This is a genomic window from Rhodococcus sp. 05-340-2, from assembly GCF_002258915.1.
Taxonomy (GTDB): Bacteria; Actinomycetota; Actinomycetes; order Mycobacteriales; family Mycobacteriaceae; genus Rhodococcoides.
Map to the genome: position 1 here is coordinate 171,018 of NZ_NOYU01000006.1, position 14,615 is coordinate 185,632.

15 protein-coding genes are annotated in these 14,615 nt (G+C 66.6%); 13 read left to right on the top strand and 2 right to left on the bottom strand.

Going from position 1 to position 14,615, the window contains the following annotated elements; translation table 11 throughout:
* Window positions 1–465, top strand: a complete 465-nt coding sequence (locus tag CH271_RS02230) for a MarR family winged helix-turn-helix transcriptional regulator (RefSeq protein WP_094632482.1) — start codon at window positions 1–3, stop codon at window positions 463–465.
* Between the two features lie 161 nt (window positions 466–626).
* A complete protein-coding gene (locus tag CH271_RS02235; protein WP_230596469.1) occupies window positions 627–1,643 on the top strand; it encodes a GGDEF domain-containing protein in 1,017 nt (338 codons plus the stop codon).
* A 49-nt stretch (window positions 1,644–1,692) separates the two neighbouring features.
* Here the strand turns inward: CH271_RS02235 and CH271_RS02240 are convergent, their stop codons facing one another.
* Together CH271_RS02240 and CH271_RS02245 are read right to left on the bottom strand one after the other, a co-directional pair.
* Window positions 1,693–2,142 (bottom strand): PAS domain-containing protein, encoded by a 450-nt coding sequence (locus CH271_RS02240; RefSeq protein ID WP_037195005.1) that lies wholly within the window; start codon window positions 2,140–2,142, stop codon window positions 1,693–1,695.
* 61 nt (window positions 2,143–2,203) lie between these two features.
* Complete coding sequence (locus CH271_RS02245) at window positions 2,204–2,695, bottom strand: inorganic diphosphatase (RefSeq protein WP_037195007.1); 492 nt, start codon at window positions 2,693–2,695, stop codon at window positions 2,204–2,206.
* 142 nt (window positions 2,696–2,837) lie between these two features.
* Here CH271_RS02245 and dacB point away from each other — a divergent pair, with 142 nt between their 5' ends.
* From dacB to CH271_RS02300, 11 genes are all read left to right on the top strand, one after another.
* Window positions 2,838–4,241 (top strand): D-alanyl-D-alanine carboxypeptidase/D-alanyl-D-alanine endopeptidase, encoded by a 1,404-nt coding sequence (gene dacB / locus CH271_RS02250; RefSeq protein ID WP_094632484.1) that lies wholly within the window; start codon window positions 2,838–2,840, stop codon window positions 4,239–4,241.
* A complete protein-coding gene (locus CH271_RS02255; protein WP_094632486.1) occupies window positions 4,226–5,323 on the top strand; it encodes a zinc-dependent metalloprotease in 1,098 nt (365 codons plus the stop codon). The genes dacB and CH271_RS02255 overlap by 16 nt, the downstream gene beginning before the upstream one ends.
* A gap of 41 nt (window positions 5,324–5,364) precedes the next feature.
* Window positions 5,365–6,315: a tRNA lysidine(34) synthetase TilS gene (gene tilS, locus CH271_RS02260; protein ID WP_094632488.1), complete on the top strand. Its 951-nt coding sequence runs from the start codon at window positions 5,365–5,367 to the stop codon at window positions 6,313–6,315.
* An 11-nt stretch (window positions 6,316–6,326) separates the two neighbouring features.
* Complete coding sequence (gene hpt, locus CH271_RS02265; RefSeq protein WP_032395535.1) at window positions 6,327–6,878, top strand: hypoxanthine phosphoribosyltransferase; 552 nt, start codon at window positions 6,327–6,329, stop codon at window positions 6,876–6,878.
* A 289-nt stretch (window positions 6,879–7,167) separates the two neighbouring features.
* Window positions 7,168–10,080, top strand: coding sequence for an ATP-dependent zinc metalloprotease FtsH (gene ftsH / locus CH271_RS02270; protein ID WP_094632490.1), 2,913 nt, complete (start codon window positions 7,168–7,170; stop codon window positions 10,078–10,080).
* Between the two features lie 219 nt (window positions 10,081–10,299).
* Window positions 10,300–10,899, top strand: a complete 600-nt coding sequence (gene folE, locus CH271_RS02275) for a GTP cyclohydrolase I FolE (RefSeq protein ID WP_037195562.1) — start codon at window positions 10,300–10,302, stop codon at window positions 10,897–10,899.
* 19 nt (window positions 10,900–10,918) lie between these two features.
* Window positions 10,919–11,767, top strand: coding sequence for a dihydropteroate synthase (gene folP / locus CH271_RS02280; protein WP_179274846.1), 849 nt, complete (start codon window positions 10,919–10,921; stop codon window positions 11,765–11,767).
* Window positions 11,764–12,168, top strand: a complete 405-nt coding sequence (gene folB, locus CH271_RS02285) for a dihydroneopterin aldolase (RefSeq protein WP_094632492.1) — start codon at window positions 11,764–11,766, stop codon at window positions 12,166–12,168. The genes folP and folB overlap by 4 nt, the downstream gene beginning before the upstream one ends.
* Window positions 12,165–12,674, top strand: a complete 510-nt coding sequence (gene folK / locus CH271_RS02290) for a 2-amino-4-hydroxy-6-hydroxymethyldihydropteridine diphosphokinase (protein ID WP_094632494.1) — start codon at window positions 12,165–12,167, stop codon at window positions 12,672–12,674. The genes folB and folK overlap by 4 nt, the downstream gene beginning before the upstream one ends.
* Window positions 12,671–13,141, top strand: coding sequence for a DUF3180 domain-containing protein (locus CH271_RS02295; protein WP_037195566.1), 471 nt, complete (start codon window positions 12,671–12,673; stop codon window positions 13,139–13,141). The genes folK and CH271_RS02295 overlap by 4 nt, the downstream gene beginning before the upstream one ends.
* A 90-nt stretch (window positions 13,142–13,231) precedes the next feature.
* Entirely contained in the window at window positions 13,232–14,587 is a 1,356-nt protein-coding gene (locus CH271_RS02300; RefSeq protein ID WP_176460770.1) for a DUF6779 domain-containing protein, read from the top strand.
* Window positions 14,588–14,615: the final 28 nt, after the last annotated feature.

Genomic DNA, 14,615 nt, shown 5'->3' on the forward strand with positions numbered 1-14,615 from the left:
GTGGTCGAGTTCGCCGAGGAACTGGGCACACAGCTGGTTCGGCTGCAACGCCTGCGTGAGCGCAACATCGCTGCGATCTCGTCCTCGGGAGGTGTGGACGGCGCTGCGTACGTATGCTTGTTCAGGCTCCTGCGCGACGGACCGATGCGGTCCAGTGAACTCGCCGCGATGGTGAATTCCGATCCGTCGACGGTGAGCAGGCAGGTGGCTCAGCTGGTCGAACGGGGGCATGTCGAGCGGCTGCCCGACGAACGTGACGGTCGAGCATTCGTGCTCGCGGTGACGAAGTCGGGTCGGGAAGCGGCGGCGGCGATCCAGCATCGACGAACCGACAATCTCGGACGAGTCATCGAGGGGTGGACACGGGAGGACAGAGAATCGCTGGTCGCGTTGCTCGATCGCTTCTTGACCGATTACGAAACGATCAGGCCGGACCTGCCCGAGCGGCGCGCCGGTAACGTCTGATGCGCAAATGAACGATCGCGCTACCTGACACGCTCGTCGACCGGCCGCCGCACAGGTCCGCATGCTCGCCCGAACAGTCAGAACGGACGGAGGGGAACGCGGTGCCATTCGATCGCGATCGACCGCCGCACAGACGGGTGAACGGGCCTCGACCAGGCTCGGTGCGGCTCGAACGATTCGTCGCCTTGGGAATCGCCGCCCTGGTTCCGTCGTTCGGTCTGATCGGGGTCATTGCGATGTTCTCCGCCGACGGACCCGAAGGCAATGCGGCCAAAATCGCCTGCACACTGGTGCTGATCTCGACCGTTCCGGTGGGGGCGTGGTGGTTTCTTCGCTCGGCGGACGTGTCGCACATGCCCGGATGGTTCGTGGTGTACGCCGACGTGGGCGTCGCGGCGATGCTGCTCACCTTCGCAGGCCGAGACCTCGCACTGAATGTGGCGGCACTGTTCGCGGTGATCGGCATCTACATCGTCTACTTCTCCCGGCGCCGAGTACTCGAATTCCACATGCTGTTCGTCAACGCAGTGGTCGTGGCGCTGGCAGCACTGGCATTCGCCGAGGACACACACGACCTGGCTTCGACCGTCGCCAGAACTCTTGCCACGCTGTTGGTGGTCAACTCGGTGCTCGCGTTCCGGGCAGTGATCCAGCGTCAGCTCGATCTCGCCAACACGGACTCGCTGACCGGACTGCTCAACAGACGCGGCCTGGAATTGCGGCTGCAACGCATGATGAACTCGCTGGACGAGGAACGCTCGGTCGCGCTCATGGTGGTCGATCTCGATCAGTTCAAACGAGTCAACGACACCTACGGCCATGCAGCGGGTGATCGGGTTCTGCGCCGTACGGCCCGCAGGCTCAACGCGGTCACGGGCGGACGGCCGTGTGTGGCACGTACCGGCGGTGAGGAGTTCACGATCGCGCTACCGGTCGACGATGCCGCCGCGCACAGGATCGCCCACGAGATTCTCGAGTCCATTCACGACCCAGCCGACGACGTACCGGTGACGGTCAGTGTCGGGGTGGCCCTGCTGGACGGCGGCCGATGGTTCGCCGCCGCCGAGTCCGGTGACGGTGCCGACCTGGTCCACAACGTGCTGCTCGACGCCGACACGGCCATGTACGAGTCCAAGCACGCGGGCGGAAACAGAGCAACGGTGTACGCCGGCGAATGATTCGCAGGCGTACACCGTTCGACGTTCGGGGAAGAACGTGTGCCGTGCGTCAGCGCAAAGCGCTCTTGGGGTCGTTCCACAACTGATCGGTGAAGTCCTCCAACGCCACGAGAACGATGGTGTCCTCGGTGCGGCGCAGGATCGACTTGCTGGCGCGCACCTGCACGATATCGCCGGTCTTGTCGGTCATCCGCCACAGAGAATCCGCGCGGGTGGCCACCGTCGTGAGGAACATGTCCGCGACGTTGACGCCCTCCGGTGCCCGGTCGGGGAAGATGTCGTGCAGGTGGAAGTCCTCCCGCTCGCTGCGGTCGAGACCGAACAGATCGTCGAAGGCCTCGTTCGCGAACACGATGGCACCGGTGGGATCGACCGCGAGGATCGGCACCGGGATCCGGTCGAGGACGACCGTTACCGGCAGATCGGGAAACTGCGTCGGATCCGAGATCGGTCGCGAATCGAGATTGCGCCGATCACCGTTGGAAGTGCTGTCGGTCATACGTCTCCCCAAACTATGTTTCGTCGGCGCACGGCCGAGACGAGGTGTGGTGCCGAAACGATCAGTGACCCGGATTGTCCGTCAAGCGCTTGAACGACGCAGCGATTTCGGCCTCGGCCTCGGCGCGGCCAACCCAGTCTGCCCCGGTGACGTGCTTGTTGGGTTCGAGATCCTTGTAATGGACGAAGAAATGCTTGATCGCGTCGAGCTCGAACGTCGAGACGTCGCTCAGATCCTGGATGTGATCCCAACGGGTATCGCCTGCCGGGACGCACAGAACCTTGTCGTCGCCGCCTGCTTCGTCGACCATCTTGAACATCGCCACGGGGCGGGCCTCGACGATGACACCGGGGAAGACCGACTCCGGCAGCAGCACCAGTGCGTCGAGGGGATCGCCGTCCTCGCCGAGCGTGTTCTCGATGAAGCCGTAATCGGCTGGATACGCCATCGCGGTGTAGAGGTAGCGGTCGAGGCGAACACGTCCGGTGACGTGGTCTACCTCGTACTTGTTGCGCTGCCCCTTGGGGATCTCGATGGTGACGTCGAACGGCACGTGCAGTCCTCACTGTCTTCGTCGAGCCGAAACGGCTCGAGTCGTTGCGAATGTGTCGATGGTGGCGGCGCAAGGCTACCGGACCCGAGGATACTGTTGACTGAACGATCGTGGGTACGACCACGGCAGATACGGAGGAACAATGGCGGGGCTGACACGGCGGTTTCTCGGCCCCACAGCGGGTCGACGGCGCAGGAAGAAGCGCATGATCCTGACGCTGTGTGCCGTGTTCGTGGTGATCCTCGCCGTGACGACCGCAGCGCTGGTGCTGCCGTCGGTGTCCGACGGTGCCGAGACCGCGATCGAGCCGCCACCCGACACCGTGCTGCCCGACCCGGCGATCACTCCGTTCCCGGAATCGGCACCGATGCCGAACGCGGCAGGTCTGGCAGCTGCGCTCGCCCAGGTGGTCGACGATCCCGCCCTCGGCACGTTCACCGGAACCGTCGCCGACGCGCAGACCGGCCAGGTGCTCTGGTCCCAGAACCCCGACACTCCGATGACGCCTGCCTCGACCACCAAGGTGCTCACCGCGGCGGCTGCGATGCTCGCGCTCCCGGCGGATCACCGCGTCACCACCCGCGTGGTCCAGGGAAGCGGCGAGGGCAACATCGTGCTGATCGCGGGCGGCGACCCGACACTCACCGCGCTGCCGGTCGGAACCGACGGGTTCTATCCCGGCGCGGCGCGCATCGACGACCTGGTCGAGCAGATTCGGCGCAGCGGAACCGTGGTGCGCAGCATCGCCGTCGACACCTCGATCTATTCCGGTGACACGATGGCGCAGGGCTGGTTTCCCGCCGACATCGCCGCTGGTTCGATCACGCCGATCGAACCGATCATGCTCGACGGCGGAAGATCGGACCCACTCGTCGACGAATCGCCGCGCAGCACCACCCCGGCACTGGACGCGGGCCGCGCGCTGGCCGCGGGGCTGGGCGTCGACCCTGCCGTGGTGACCACCGGCAAGGCAGCCGACGGGGCCGATCAGATCGCATCCGTCGAATCCGCTCCGCTGCGAAACCGCTTGCAGCAGATGATCTATCGGTCCGACAACGTCCTCGCCGAGGCCGTCGGACGCGAACTCTCGCTGGAGATGAACACGGCCGCAAGCTTTTCCGGTGCAGTGGCCGCGATCGGGCAGACCCTCTATTCCGCAGGCTTCGACATGGCCGGACTCCTGCTCGAGGACGCCAGCGGGCTGTCGGTCGACGGCAAGATTCCGGCCAGGCTGCTCGATCAGGTGTTGACCTCGGCCGCCGGAACCGAGCAGCCGGCGCTGCGTCCGATGCTCGACTACCTTCCCGTCGCGGGTGCCACCGGAACCCTGACGGATCGGTACGCCTCGGGGAATCGGACCGGAGCGGGCTGGGTTCGCGCCAAGACCGGGACCCTTTCTGCCGCAAGCGCTTTGGCGGGATATGTCGTCGACGTCGACGGCCGGATCCTGACCTTCGCTCTGATGTCCAACGACCGGCCACCCGACGTCAGTCGCCCCGCCCTCGATGCCGTCGCATCGACCCTGAGATTGTGTGGTTGCCAGTGAACACGGACGCAGCAGCGAAGACCGACGACAGCGAAGCCACCTCCGGTTTCGCCGGTGCCGTCGACTGGTCCGTGGCAGCCAAGGCCGGAGCCAAGCTGGCCCGCCCGGGTCCGGCCACCTCGCGCTACACCGCCGCTGCAGCCGTGGAAGAGCTTGCGGCCGCATCCATTCGGGCCGAGGGGCCGGTGCGCGAGACCACCGGCCTGGCCGACGGACTCCCCGTGCCCGACGCCCAGGTGGTCGACCGTGCCGGCTGGATCGCTGCGGCCGCGGCGTCGATGAAGCACCTGACCGGAGACGACGACGGTACGCCGCCGTCCGGGCTGCTCGGCGGGAAGCCGGCCGGACTGCAGGCCGGAGCGATGCTGGCCTTCCTGTCCAGCGCCATTCTCGGACAGTACGACCCGTTCACGGGCGAGAACGGAACCCTGCTCCTCGTCGCGCCCAACGTGATTGCCGTCGAGCGTGCACTTCGTGTGTCGCCCAGCGACTTCCGCCTGTGGGTGTGCCTGCACGAGGTGACCCATCGAGTGCAGTTCTCCTCCGCTCCGTGGCTCGGCGGCTACATGCGCGAGAACGTGGGGGTCCTCTCCGACGGCACCGACGAGCCGCTCTCCGATGTCGCCAACCGGCTCACCGGCGCGCTGAAGGCCCGAAAGAATCCGGGCGGGTCGTCCAAGTCCGAGGACGCAGGCATCGTCGGACTGCTGCGCGCCACCCAGCCGCAGCCTCAGCGCGACGCCATCGACCGACTCCTGGTGCTCGGCACACTGCTCGAGGGCCACGCCGACCACGTGATGGACGCCGTCGGACCGGCCGTCGTGCCGACCGTGACGCAGATTCGCGGTGCGTTCGATCAGCGCAGGCAACGCAAGGTGAATCCACTTCAACGCGTCATCCGGGCACTGCTCGGCATGGACGCGAAGATGGCGCAGTACGTGCGCGGCAAGGCATTCGTCGATCACGTCGTCGCCACGGTGGGGATGGAACGCTTCAACACCGTGTGGACCGGGCCCGACACCCTGCCGTTGCTGTCGGAGATCGAGGACCCCGACGCCTGGATCGCCCGAGTTCTGGGCTAGTGCTCCTGCCTGAGGGAGTGGAGCCTGCGGAACGACCACGAATGCCTGAAGGGCCTGCTCTGCTGGAGATCAGGCACGCGGTTCGGGGTTGGTTGTCGGTGCATCCTGGGCCGGTGGTCGTCGCATTGTCCGGTGGAGCGGATTCGTTGGCCCTGACCGCAGCGACCGTGGCCGAGGCTCCGAACGTGCGGGCGTTGATCGTCGATCACGGTCTGCAGGCCGGCTCTGCCGAGGTGGCCTCGATCGCGGCGGCGCGTGCCCTCGAGTTCGGCGTCGATGACGCACGTGTTCTGACGGTGCAGGTGACCGGTTCGGGAGGGATGGAAGCGGCCGCCCGCAGAGCCAGGTACGACGCGTTGAACCGGGCCCGCGGCGACGCGTCGGTGCTGGTGGCGCACACCCTCGACGACCAGGCCGAAACGGTGCTGCTCGGATTGGGGCGCGGATCGGGACCGCGGTCGATCGCAGGCATGGCGGCATTCGATGCGCCCTGGGGTCGGCCGCTGCTCGGGGTTCGACGCAGCGTGACCCGAGCTGCCTGCGTCGAGCTGGGGGTCGAGCCGTTCGAGGATCCGCATAACACCGACACCGATTTCACTCGGGTGCGGTTGCGTCACGAGGTGCTGCCCTTGCTCGAGGACGTGCTCGGCGGTGGTGTCGCCGCGGCGCTCGCGCGGACGGCCGAGCAGTTGCGCGAGGACGGCCGGGTGCTCGACGCGATGGCCGAATCGGTCGTGGACGCCGATTCACCGGACCTCGCGGTCGCGGCGCTCGACCCGCTCGATCCCGCAGTTCGCCGGCGAGTACTGCGCCGATGGTTGCTCGGCAGGGGTGTGACGTCCCTGACCGACCGGCAGATCCGGGCCGTCGATGCCCTCGTCGGACGGTGGACCGGCCAGGGCGGGGTTGCGCTGCCAGGCGGAACGCCCGACGCCAGGTTGGTGTGCTCGCGTCGACATGGCAGGCTGAGCGTCGGCCTGGAGAACGAATGAAGGGAAACCCCGTGTACGAGGGCGACATCGAATCGGTTCTCATTTCCGAGGAACAGATCAAAGCACGCACTGCGGAACTCGCAGAAGAGATCGCCCAGCGGTATCCCGAAGGCTCGCCGGAAGGTGACCTGCTCCTGGTCGGCGTCCTCAAGGGCGCGATCATGTTCATGACCGACTTCGCGCGCGCACTGCCCATCCCGGCGCAGCTCGAGTTCATGGCGGTCAGCTCCTACGGTTCGTCCACCTCGTCGTCGGGCGTCGTCCGGATTCTCAAGGACCTCGACCGCGACATCACCGGACGCCACGTGCTGATCGTCGAGGACATCATCGACTCCGGACTGACCCTGAGCTGGCTCAAGCGCAACCTCGCGACGCGCTCGCCCGCCTCGTTGTCGGTGGTGACGTTGTTGCGCAAGCCCGACGCCATCAAGGTCGACGTGGAGGTCGCGAACGTGGGCTTCGACATCCCCAACGAATTCGTCGTCGGCTACGGCCTCGACTACAACGAGCGCTACCGGGATCTGCCGTACATCGGCCTGCTCGATCCCAAGGTCTACAGCTGAGTCCGTTCCTTCGGTCCGCCCCGTTCGCGTGAATGGACCATTGCCGCGCCGAGACGTATGCAATGGTCCATCGATGCGGATAGGGTGCCCAAGAGGTGGGGAACTGCCGGGGGAGTGCAGTCGTTGGAGGGGTAGAAGCGTCGACGCAAACAGGTGCGTGGACGCACAGCGCCAGGTATGAGCGAGTCAGATGTCCGAGTCTCGCGCTAGCCTGGAGTATCCGGCGGGCAGGGAGCAGCCAGCGCGCGGGAGCGGACTGAAAGGACACGGCCGACTCGGCTGAAGCTGTATGAATCGGAAGACAGTAATACGAAATCTTGCCATCGTTTTCGGCATTCTGTTGGTGATCTATGCCTTCAGTTACTTCGGTAACGACACGCGGGACTGGAAGACGGTCGACACCTCGGTGGCGATCGCCCAGCTCGACGACCGCAACGTCGAGTCCGCGCAGATCGACGACCGCGAACAACAGATTCGGCTGACGCTCAAAGAGGCCAACGAGGCCTCGGGCAACGAAACTCAGATCATTGCGAAGTACCCGGACTCGGCGTCCGAGCAGATCTTCGACAAGGTCGACTCACAGGGTCTGACGAGCTACAACACCACCGTCACCCAGGAGAGCTGGTTCAGCTCGTTCCTGCTGCTGATCCTGCCGATGGTGCTGATCCTCGGCGTGATCATCTTCGTGATGAGCCGCATGCAGGGTGGCGGACGCGGTGGCGTCATGGGCTTCGGTAAGTCCAAGGCCAAGCAGCTGACGAAGGACATGCCCAAGACCACCTTCGCCGATGTCGCAGGTGCAGACGAGGCAGTCGAAGAGCTCTACGAGATCAAGGACTTCCTGCAGAACCCGGCGCGCTACCAGGCGCTCGGTGCCAAGATTCCGCGCGGCGTGCTGCTGTACGGCCCTCCCGGAACCGGCAAGACGCTGCTCGCGCGCGCCGTCGCAGGCGAGGCAGGCGTGCCGTTCTTCACCATCTCCGGCTCGGACTTCGTCGAGATGTTCGTCGGTGTCGGCGCGTCCCGAGTGCGCGACCTGTTCGAGCAGGCCAAGCAGAACAGCCCCTGCATCATCTTCGTCGACGAGATCGACGCCGTCGGTCGCCAGCGCGGCGCAGGCATGGGCGGCGGTCACGACGAGCGCGAACAGACGCTCAACCAGCTCCTCGTCGAGATGGACGGCTTCGGTGAGCGCACCGGCGTGATCCTCATCGCCGCGACCAACCGCCCCGACATCCTCGACCCCGCGCTGTTGCGTCCCGGCCGCTTCGATCGGCAGATCCCGGTCGGTGCCCCCGACCTGGCCGGCCGTCGGGCGATCCTCAAGGTGCACTCGGCGGGCAAGCCGGTCGCCCAGGACGCCGACCTCGAAGGTCTCGCCAAGCGAACCGTCGGAATGTCCGGTGCCGACCTGGCCAACGTCATCAACGAGGCCGCACTGCTCACCGCTCGCGAGAACGGCACCGTCATCACCGAGGCGTCCCTCGAGGAGTCGGTGGACCGTGTCGTCGGTGGCCCGCGCCGCAAGAGCCGCATCATCAGTGAGCACGAGCGCAAGATCACCGCGTACCACGAGGGTGGCCACACTCTCGCGGCATGGGCGATGCCCGACATCGAGCCCGTCTACAAGGTCACCATCCTCGCTCGCGGTCGCACCGGCGGCCACGCGATGACCGTGCCCGAGGACGACAAGGGCCTGATGACGCGGTCGGAGATGATCGCTCGCCTCGTGATGGCCATGGGTGGCCGCGCGGCCGAGGAGCTCGTCTTCCACGAGCCGACCACCGGTGCGTCCTCGGACATCGACCAGGCCACCAAGATCGCTCGCGCGATGGTCACCGAGTACGGCATGAGCAGCAAGCTCGGCGCGGTTCGGTACGGGCAGGAACAGGGCGACCCGTTCCTCGGCCGTTCGATGGGCCAGCAGTCCGACTTCTCGCACGAGGTCGCCCGTGAGATCGACGAGGAGGTGCGCAAGCTCATCGAGGCCGCGCACACCGAGGCGTGGGCCATCCTCAACGAGTACCGCGACCTGCTCGACACCCTTGCCTCCGAGCTGCTCGAACGCGAGACGCTCACCCGCAAGGACCTCGAGAAGATCTTCCACAGCGTCACCAAGCGGCCGCGCATCACCCTGTTCAACGACTTCGGTGATCGCAAGCCCTCGGACAAGCCGCCGGTCAAGACGCCCCGCGAACTCGCCGCCGAGCGCGGCGAGCCGTGGCCTCCGGTGCCGCCGGCCCCGAAGCAGCTTCCGCCGCAACAGTTTCCGCAGCCCAGCTACGCCGGTTCGCCGCAGCTGAGCAAGGGTGGCTACCCGAACGGGAGCAACGGATACAACGGTGCCCCCACCAACGGCGCGCCCACCAACGGTGCCCCCACCAATGGCGCTCCGTCGAACGGTGGCCCGGTCAACGGATCGCCGGGCACCGGGGACGTCAATGCGCCGAACAACGGTGACGGTCGACGCAGCGCCCCCACCACCGGCGGTTTCAACGGCGGTGGCTACAACGGCGGACCGAACGGAGGTTACGGTGGCCCGGCCAACGGAGGTGCTCCCAACGGGGGTGGGTACTCCGAGGGCTACCGCAGGCAGGAACCTCGCCCGAGCGGCCCCAGTCAGGGCTCGCGTCCCGATTACGGTGCCCCGGCAGGATGGTCGGCTCCGGGATGGCCTCCGCGTGACCAGTCCTCGGTTCCCCGTTACCAGGGACCGACCATGCCGCCGGCTGCGAATCAACCGAATCGCGAGCAGCCGGAATCGGATCGACCGGATCAGAGCCGGTACGAGCCGCCGCAGGGACAGCCGCCGACGTACCGACAGCACCCCACCTATCAGCAGCCGCAGGCATATCAGCCGCCGACCGCTGCGCCGTCGAACCAACCGCCGTCGAACCAACCGCCGGAATATCAGTCGCCGCAGTATCAGCCGGATCCGTTCCGGCCGGACGCTCGGGACCAGGGTCGTACCTCTCGGCACGAGCCGCCGTACGGCCAGAACCGGGACGATGCTGCACCGGCCGAGGCGTCGCCTCCCACCTGGGAGGTTCCGACTCCATCGCAGAGCTACCCGCTGCCCGGAGACGATCGTCCCTCGAACAGCGCGCCCGAGGACTCGCGTCGAGACGAGCGAGCCGAGGACGACGGCGACGAAGGTCCGCGCACGCAACGCTGGGAAGGACCGGGCGGCTCGTACCGCTAGGTCGGTCATTAGGCTGACTGGGTCGACCGTTTCGGTCGGCCCAGTCCGTCGTTCGAACCGTGCTGTAGGTCGGCGCAGCTGCTCTGCGAAGAACAGGTGCAGTTCGGCCCAGCTGTCACATTCGCGGAGCCCAACCGGAGGTACGTTCTCGTGTCAGTCAACCGGACCGACGAGTCGTCGAACGACTCGGCAGAAGTCCCAGCAGCGCAGCAACGGGCAGTGGAACAGACAGTGGCCTACGCCACCGGTGCGGTCTTCGACCAGCCTCGCGCCGAGGCCGCCGTACGTGAGCTGTTGATCGCCGTCGGCGAGGATCCCGACCGTCCAGGTCTGCTCGACACCCCGGCCCGCGTCGCGCGCTCCTACCGCGAAATCTTCGCCGGGCTCTACACCGACCCGGACACGGCGCTGAACACGACGTTCGACGAGGGACACCAGGAACTGGTCCTCGTCCGCGACATCCCCATGTTCTCCACGTGCGAGCATCACCTGGTCTCGTTCCACGGCGTCGCACACGTCGGCTACATCCCGGGCAAGAGCGGCAAGGTCACCGGCCTGTCGAAGCTCGCGCGCGTGGTGGACATGTACGCCAAGCGTCCGCAGGTGCAGGAGCGTCTGACCAGCCAGATCGCCGACGCGTTGATGCGCAAGCTCGACCCGCGCGGTGCAATCGTCGTGATCGAGGCCGAGCACCTGTGCATGGCCATGCGCGGGATTCGCAAGCCCGGTGCCAGCACCACCACCTCGGCGGTGCGGGGTCTGCTGCAGTCCAGCGCGGCATCGCGTTCGGAAGCTCTGGACCTGATTCTGCGGAAATGACGCGGCCGGTCGATTCCCGATGAGCCCGGCGCGGAGTATCCCCCCGGCACCCGTCGTCATGGGTGTCCTGAACGTCACTGCCGATTCGTTCTCCGACGGCGGTCGATACCTCGATGTCGAGGCCGCCGTCGAACACGGCCTGGCGATGCATCGTCGCGGAGTCGACATCGTCGATGTCGGTGGTGAGTCGACGCGTCCCGGAGCCGACCGGATCGATCCGACCCTCGAAGCGCAGCGCGTCGTGCCGGTCATCGCCGCGCTGGCCGCAGCAGGGGTGGCCACCAGCGTCGACACGATGCGCGCCTCGGTCGCCGAGGCCGCGATCGACGCCGGGGTCTCGATCGTCAACGACGTCTCGGGCGGTCGGGCGGATCCGAACATGGCCGGGGTGGTCGCGGACGGTGGATTGCCGTGGATCCTGATGCATTGGCGAGCCGCCGGATCCGAATACCGGCACTCAGGTCCGGCCGATCGATACGACGACGTGGTCGCCGACGTTCGCAGCGAGCTGCTCGAACAGGTCGATCACGCAGTGGCGGCGGGAGTGGACCCGGCGATGCTCGTGCTCGACCCCGGCCTCGGATTCGCCAAGAACGCCGATCACAACTGGCAACTGCTGCGTGGCCTTCCCGACCTGGTGTCGGCCGGGTTCCCCGTTCTCGTCGGTGCTTCCCGTAAGCGCTTTCTCGGGTCGCTGTTGGCGGACGCCGACGGTTCTCCGCGGCCACCGGACGGACGTGAGGTCGCCACGGCGGTGGTGTCGGCGCTCGCCGTCGCCGGGGGAGCGTGGGGTGTGCGAGTGCACGACGCCCGCGCATCACTCGACGCGGTCGCCGTCGTACGGGCATGGCAGGGTGATCGAGCATGAGCGAGATCAACAGCCACGTCGGCGCAGGGACGCGGCGCGGCGACCGCATCGAGCTGCGTGGCCTGACGGTGCGCGGCAATCACGGGGTTTTCGACTTCGAGAAGCGAGACGGGCAGGACTTCGTCGTCGACATCACCGTGTGGATGGACCTGCGTCCCGCGGCCGAGACCGACGATCTGACCCGAACGCTGCACTACGGAGAACTGGCCGAGCACGCTGCCGCCGTCGTCGCGGGCCCGTCCAGGGATCTGATCGAGACTGTCTCGGCCGAGATCGCCGAGGTCGTGTTGGCGTACGACTCGCGTGTCGAGGCGGTGGAAGTGGTGCTGCACAAGCCGTCGGCCCCCATTCCGCTGACGTTCGGGGACGTTGCCGTGGTGGCGTACCGGGAGCGGCCGTGACCCGTGCGGTGCTGTCCATCGGCAGCAACATCGGTGATTCGCTCGCCCACTTACGCTCTGTCACAGCCGAATTGGGTTCGCGGCTGGTTGTCTGCTCGCCGGTGTACCGCTCCGCACCCTGGGGTGGCGTCGAGCAGCAGGACTTCCTCAATGCCGTGGTGGTGGCCGAGGACGACGGTTTCGACGCCTGGGATTGGTTGAACTTCGGTCAGCGCCTCGAAGAGGCGGCCGATCGCGTCCGAGTGCAGCGGTGGGGGCCGCGGAGCCTCGACGTCGACGTGATCGTGTGCGAAGACGTGATCAGCGACGACCCTCGTTTGATCCTTCCGCACCCGCGCGCACACGAACGAGCGTTCGTCCTGCTGCCCTGGCTGGACGTCGAACCGGACGCAACCCTGCGCGTCGGCGACGACGACGTGCCGGTGTCCGAGTTGCTCGCGCGATCGAGTGCGGAGGAGCGGGCCGGAGTCGTACGTCTCGACGGCAGCGGTGATTGCCTGTGGTGACCAATCCCACCAAGGTCTGGGATGTCCTGGGTCTTTTCCTGGTCGCCTCGATCGGCACGTGGCTGCTGGTTCGAGTCTTCTACGGCTCGTTGCCGCCGATTCCGGTGTACGCCGGCGCGTCGTTGTATCTGGTCGCGGTGGTGCAGGTGGTCACTGCGGTGATCGTTCGCAATCGCATCGCCGAGCATCGGGTGGGCGGCGGTCTGCACGATCTGCATCCGTTGACGGTGTTCAGGGCGCTGGTGCTGGCGAAGGCATCGATGCTGGTGGGAACAGCTGTCGTCGGGGTGTGCGTCGGATTTCTGGTGTACGTGATGCCGCGTGCGGCGACGGTGCGGGCAGCGTCGTCGGATCGGGTCGGAGCCGTCGTTGCGCTCGTGGCGGGACTGGCCGTCGTCGCCGCCGCGGTGTGGCTCGAGCAGTGCTGCCGGACCCCGAAAGACAATGACGACGAGCGTTCTCGGTAACGCCCGAAACATTTGATTGTTACCTCGGTTGTGTAAGTGATCGGTCGAGGATGACTATTTGCGAACGATTTGCCGGTTACCCTTGTGAACATGACAGATCAGACTCGCGCAAAGAAGGGGCGCCGTAAGAGGCGTAGTGCGAGCCAGCTGTTCCTCGCGGCGCTCGTCGTGTTCGGCATCATCGCCAGTGTGTTGTTGCTCTTCACCGAGAGCGTGCAGTGGATGAGGGTCGGTGTTCTCTCGGCACTGTGGGCTGCGGTGATCGGTGCATTCGCGATGACCAAGTACCGGCGTGAGGCGGCCGCCGATCAGACCAAGGCCAAGGACCTGCAGACGGTCTACGAGCTGCAGTTGGCTCGGGAGATCTCCGCGCGACGTGAGTACGAGATGAGCGTCGAAGCTCGGGTTCGCGGCGAATCGCAGCTCGAGATCGACGAGGTCGCAGCGCTACGCAACGAACTCGCCGCCCTCCGCCAGAACCTGCAGGTGCTCTTCGACGGCAATCTGCCCACCGAACGCGTCGCACTGCGGGCCGAGGCGATGAGGATGCAAGAACTCGGCGGACGCGGATACGACAGCTACCAACCTGCGCCGTCCGGCCTGTACGTCCCCGGTCGCGGGAACGGCAACGGTTCGATGGCACCGGGAACCGGCCTCAACGGCGTCGGAACTCCGTACGACGAGCCGGTCACGGCGGAGACGTCGGTGGTGTACCCCGAGGATCCGGACGAGATGCCGCAAGCCACGGCTTCGGTAGCGCCGCCGGTGGCTGCCGAGTCGGCTCAGGATCCGTACGACGAGGATTCGTTCGAGCAGACGAGTTACGACACGGACGCCTCCGACGCAGCCGAGGAACCGTTCGAGCGGCCTGCAGCGCAGGCACGTCCCTACGGCGCTCCGAGACCGGCGGGACGCGTCACGCCGCCCAGCTCGCCTTTCACCGCATACGACTTCGAGCAGACACGTCGACCTGCTGCAGAACCGGAACCTGCGGCGGAGTTCGAGCCGCAGGCCACCACCGAGACCTACGAGACCGGGCATGCGGAGGCCGATTCGGTCGGTTCGTATCCCACGGAGTCGTTTTCGGCCGAGTCGTTCTCGGCGGAGTCTGCATCGGAGCCGGCCGAGCAGTACGCAACCGAGCCCGAACACGGATCGGACGCGGTCCCGAACGGCGACGCCCTCTCGGAGTCTCGCGCCTCGTTGCGTGACTCGGCCGACGCGTTCTTCGCGGCCGATCACGACTACGAGACATCGGCCGAGGACACGTCCGTCTCGCCCCGGCGAGGTCGCAGGCGCGCGGAGTCGAGTGACGAGGATGCCACGGGAGCGCACTCCAACGGCCGATCCGTCGCAGAGATCATGGCCGGTCTGCAGGGTGGTGACTCGTCCGACGTGACCACAACGGATCCGGGGACGCGTCGCCGCCGCCGTCGCGCAGACTGAGAACCAGATCACACTGCTCTTCCATGGC

Coding starts and splice junctions, on each gene's coding strand:
- CH271_RS02240 (WP_037195005.1), bottom strand. CDS start 2,142: ATGACCGACAGCACTTCCAACGGTGATCGGCGCAATCTCGATTCGCGA.
- dacB (WP_094632484.1), top strand. CDS start 2,838: ATGGCGGGGCTGACACGGCGGTTTCTCGGCCCCACAGCGGGTCGACGG.
- tilS (WP_094632488.1), top strand. CDS start 5,365: ATGCCTGAAGGGCCTGCTCTGCTGGAGATCAGGCACGCGGTTCGGGGT.
- ftsH (WP_094632490.1), top strand. CDS start 7,168: ATGAATCGGAAGACAGTAATACGAAATCTTGCCATCGTTTTCGGCATT.
- folP (WP_179274846.1), top strand. CDS start 10,919: ATGAGCCCGGCGCGGAGTATCCCCCCGGCACCCGTCGTCATGGGTGTC.
- folB (WP_094632492.1), top strand. CDS start 11,764: ATGAGCGAGATCAACAGCCACGTCGGCGCAGGGACGCGGCGCGGCGAC.
- CH271_RS02300 (WP_176460770.1), top strand. CDS start 13,232: ATGACAGATCAGACTCGCGCAAAGAAGGGGCGCCGTAAGAGGCGTAGT.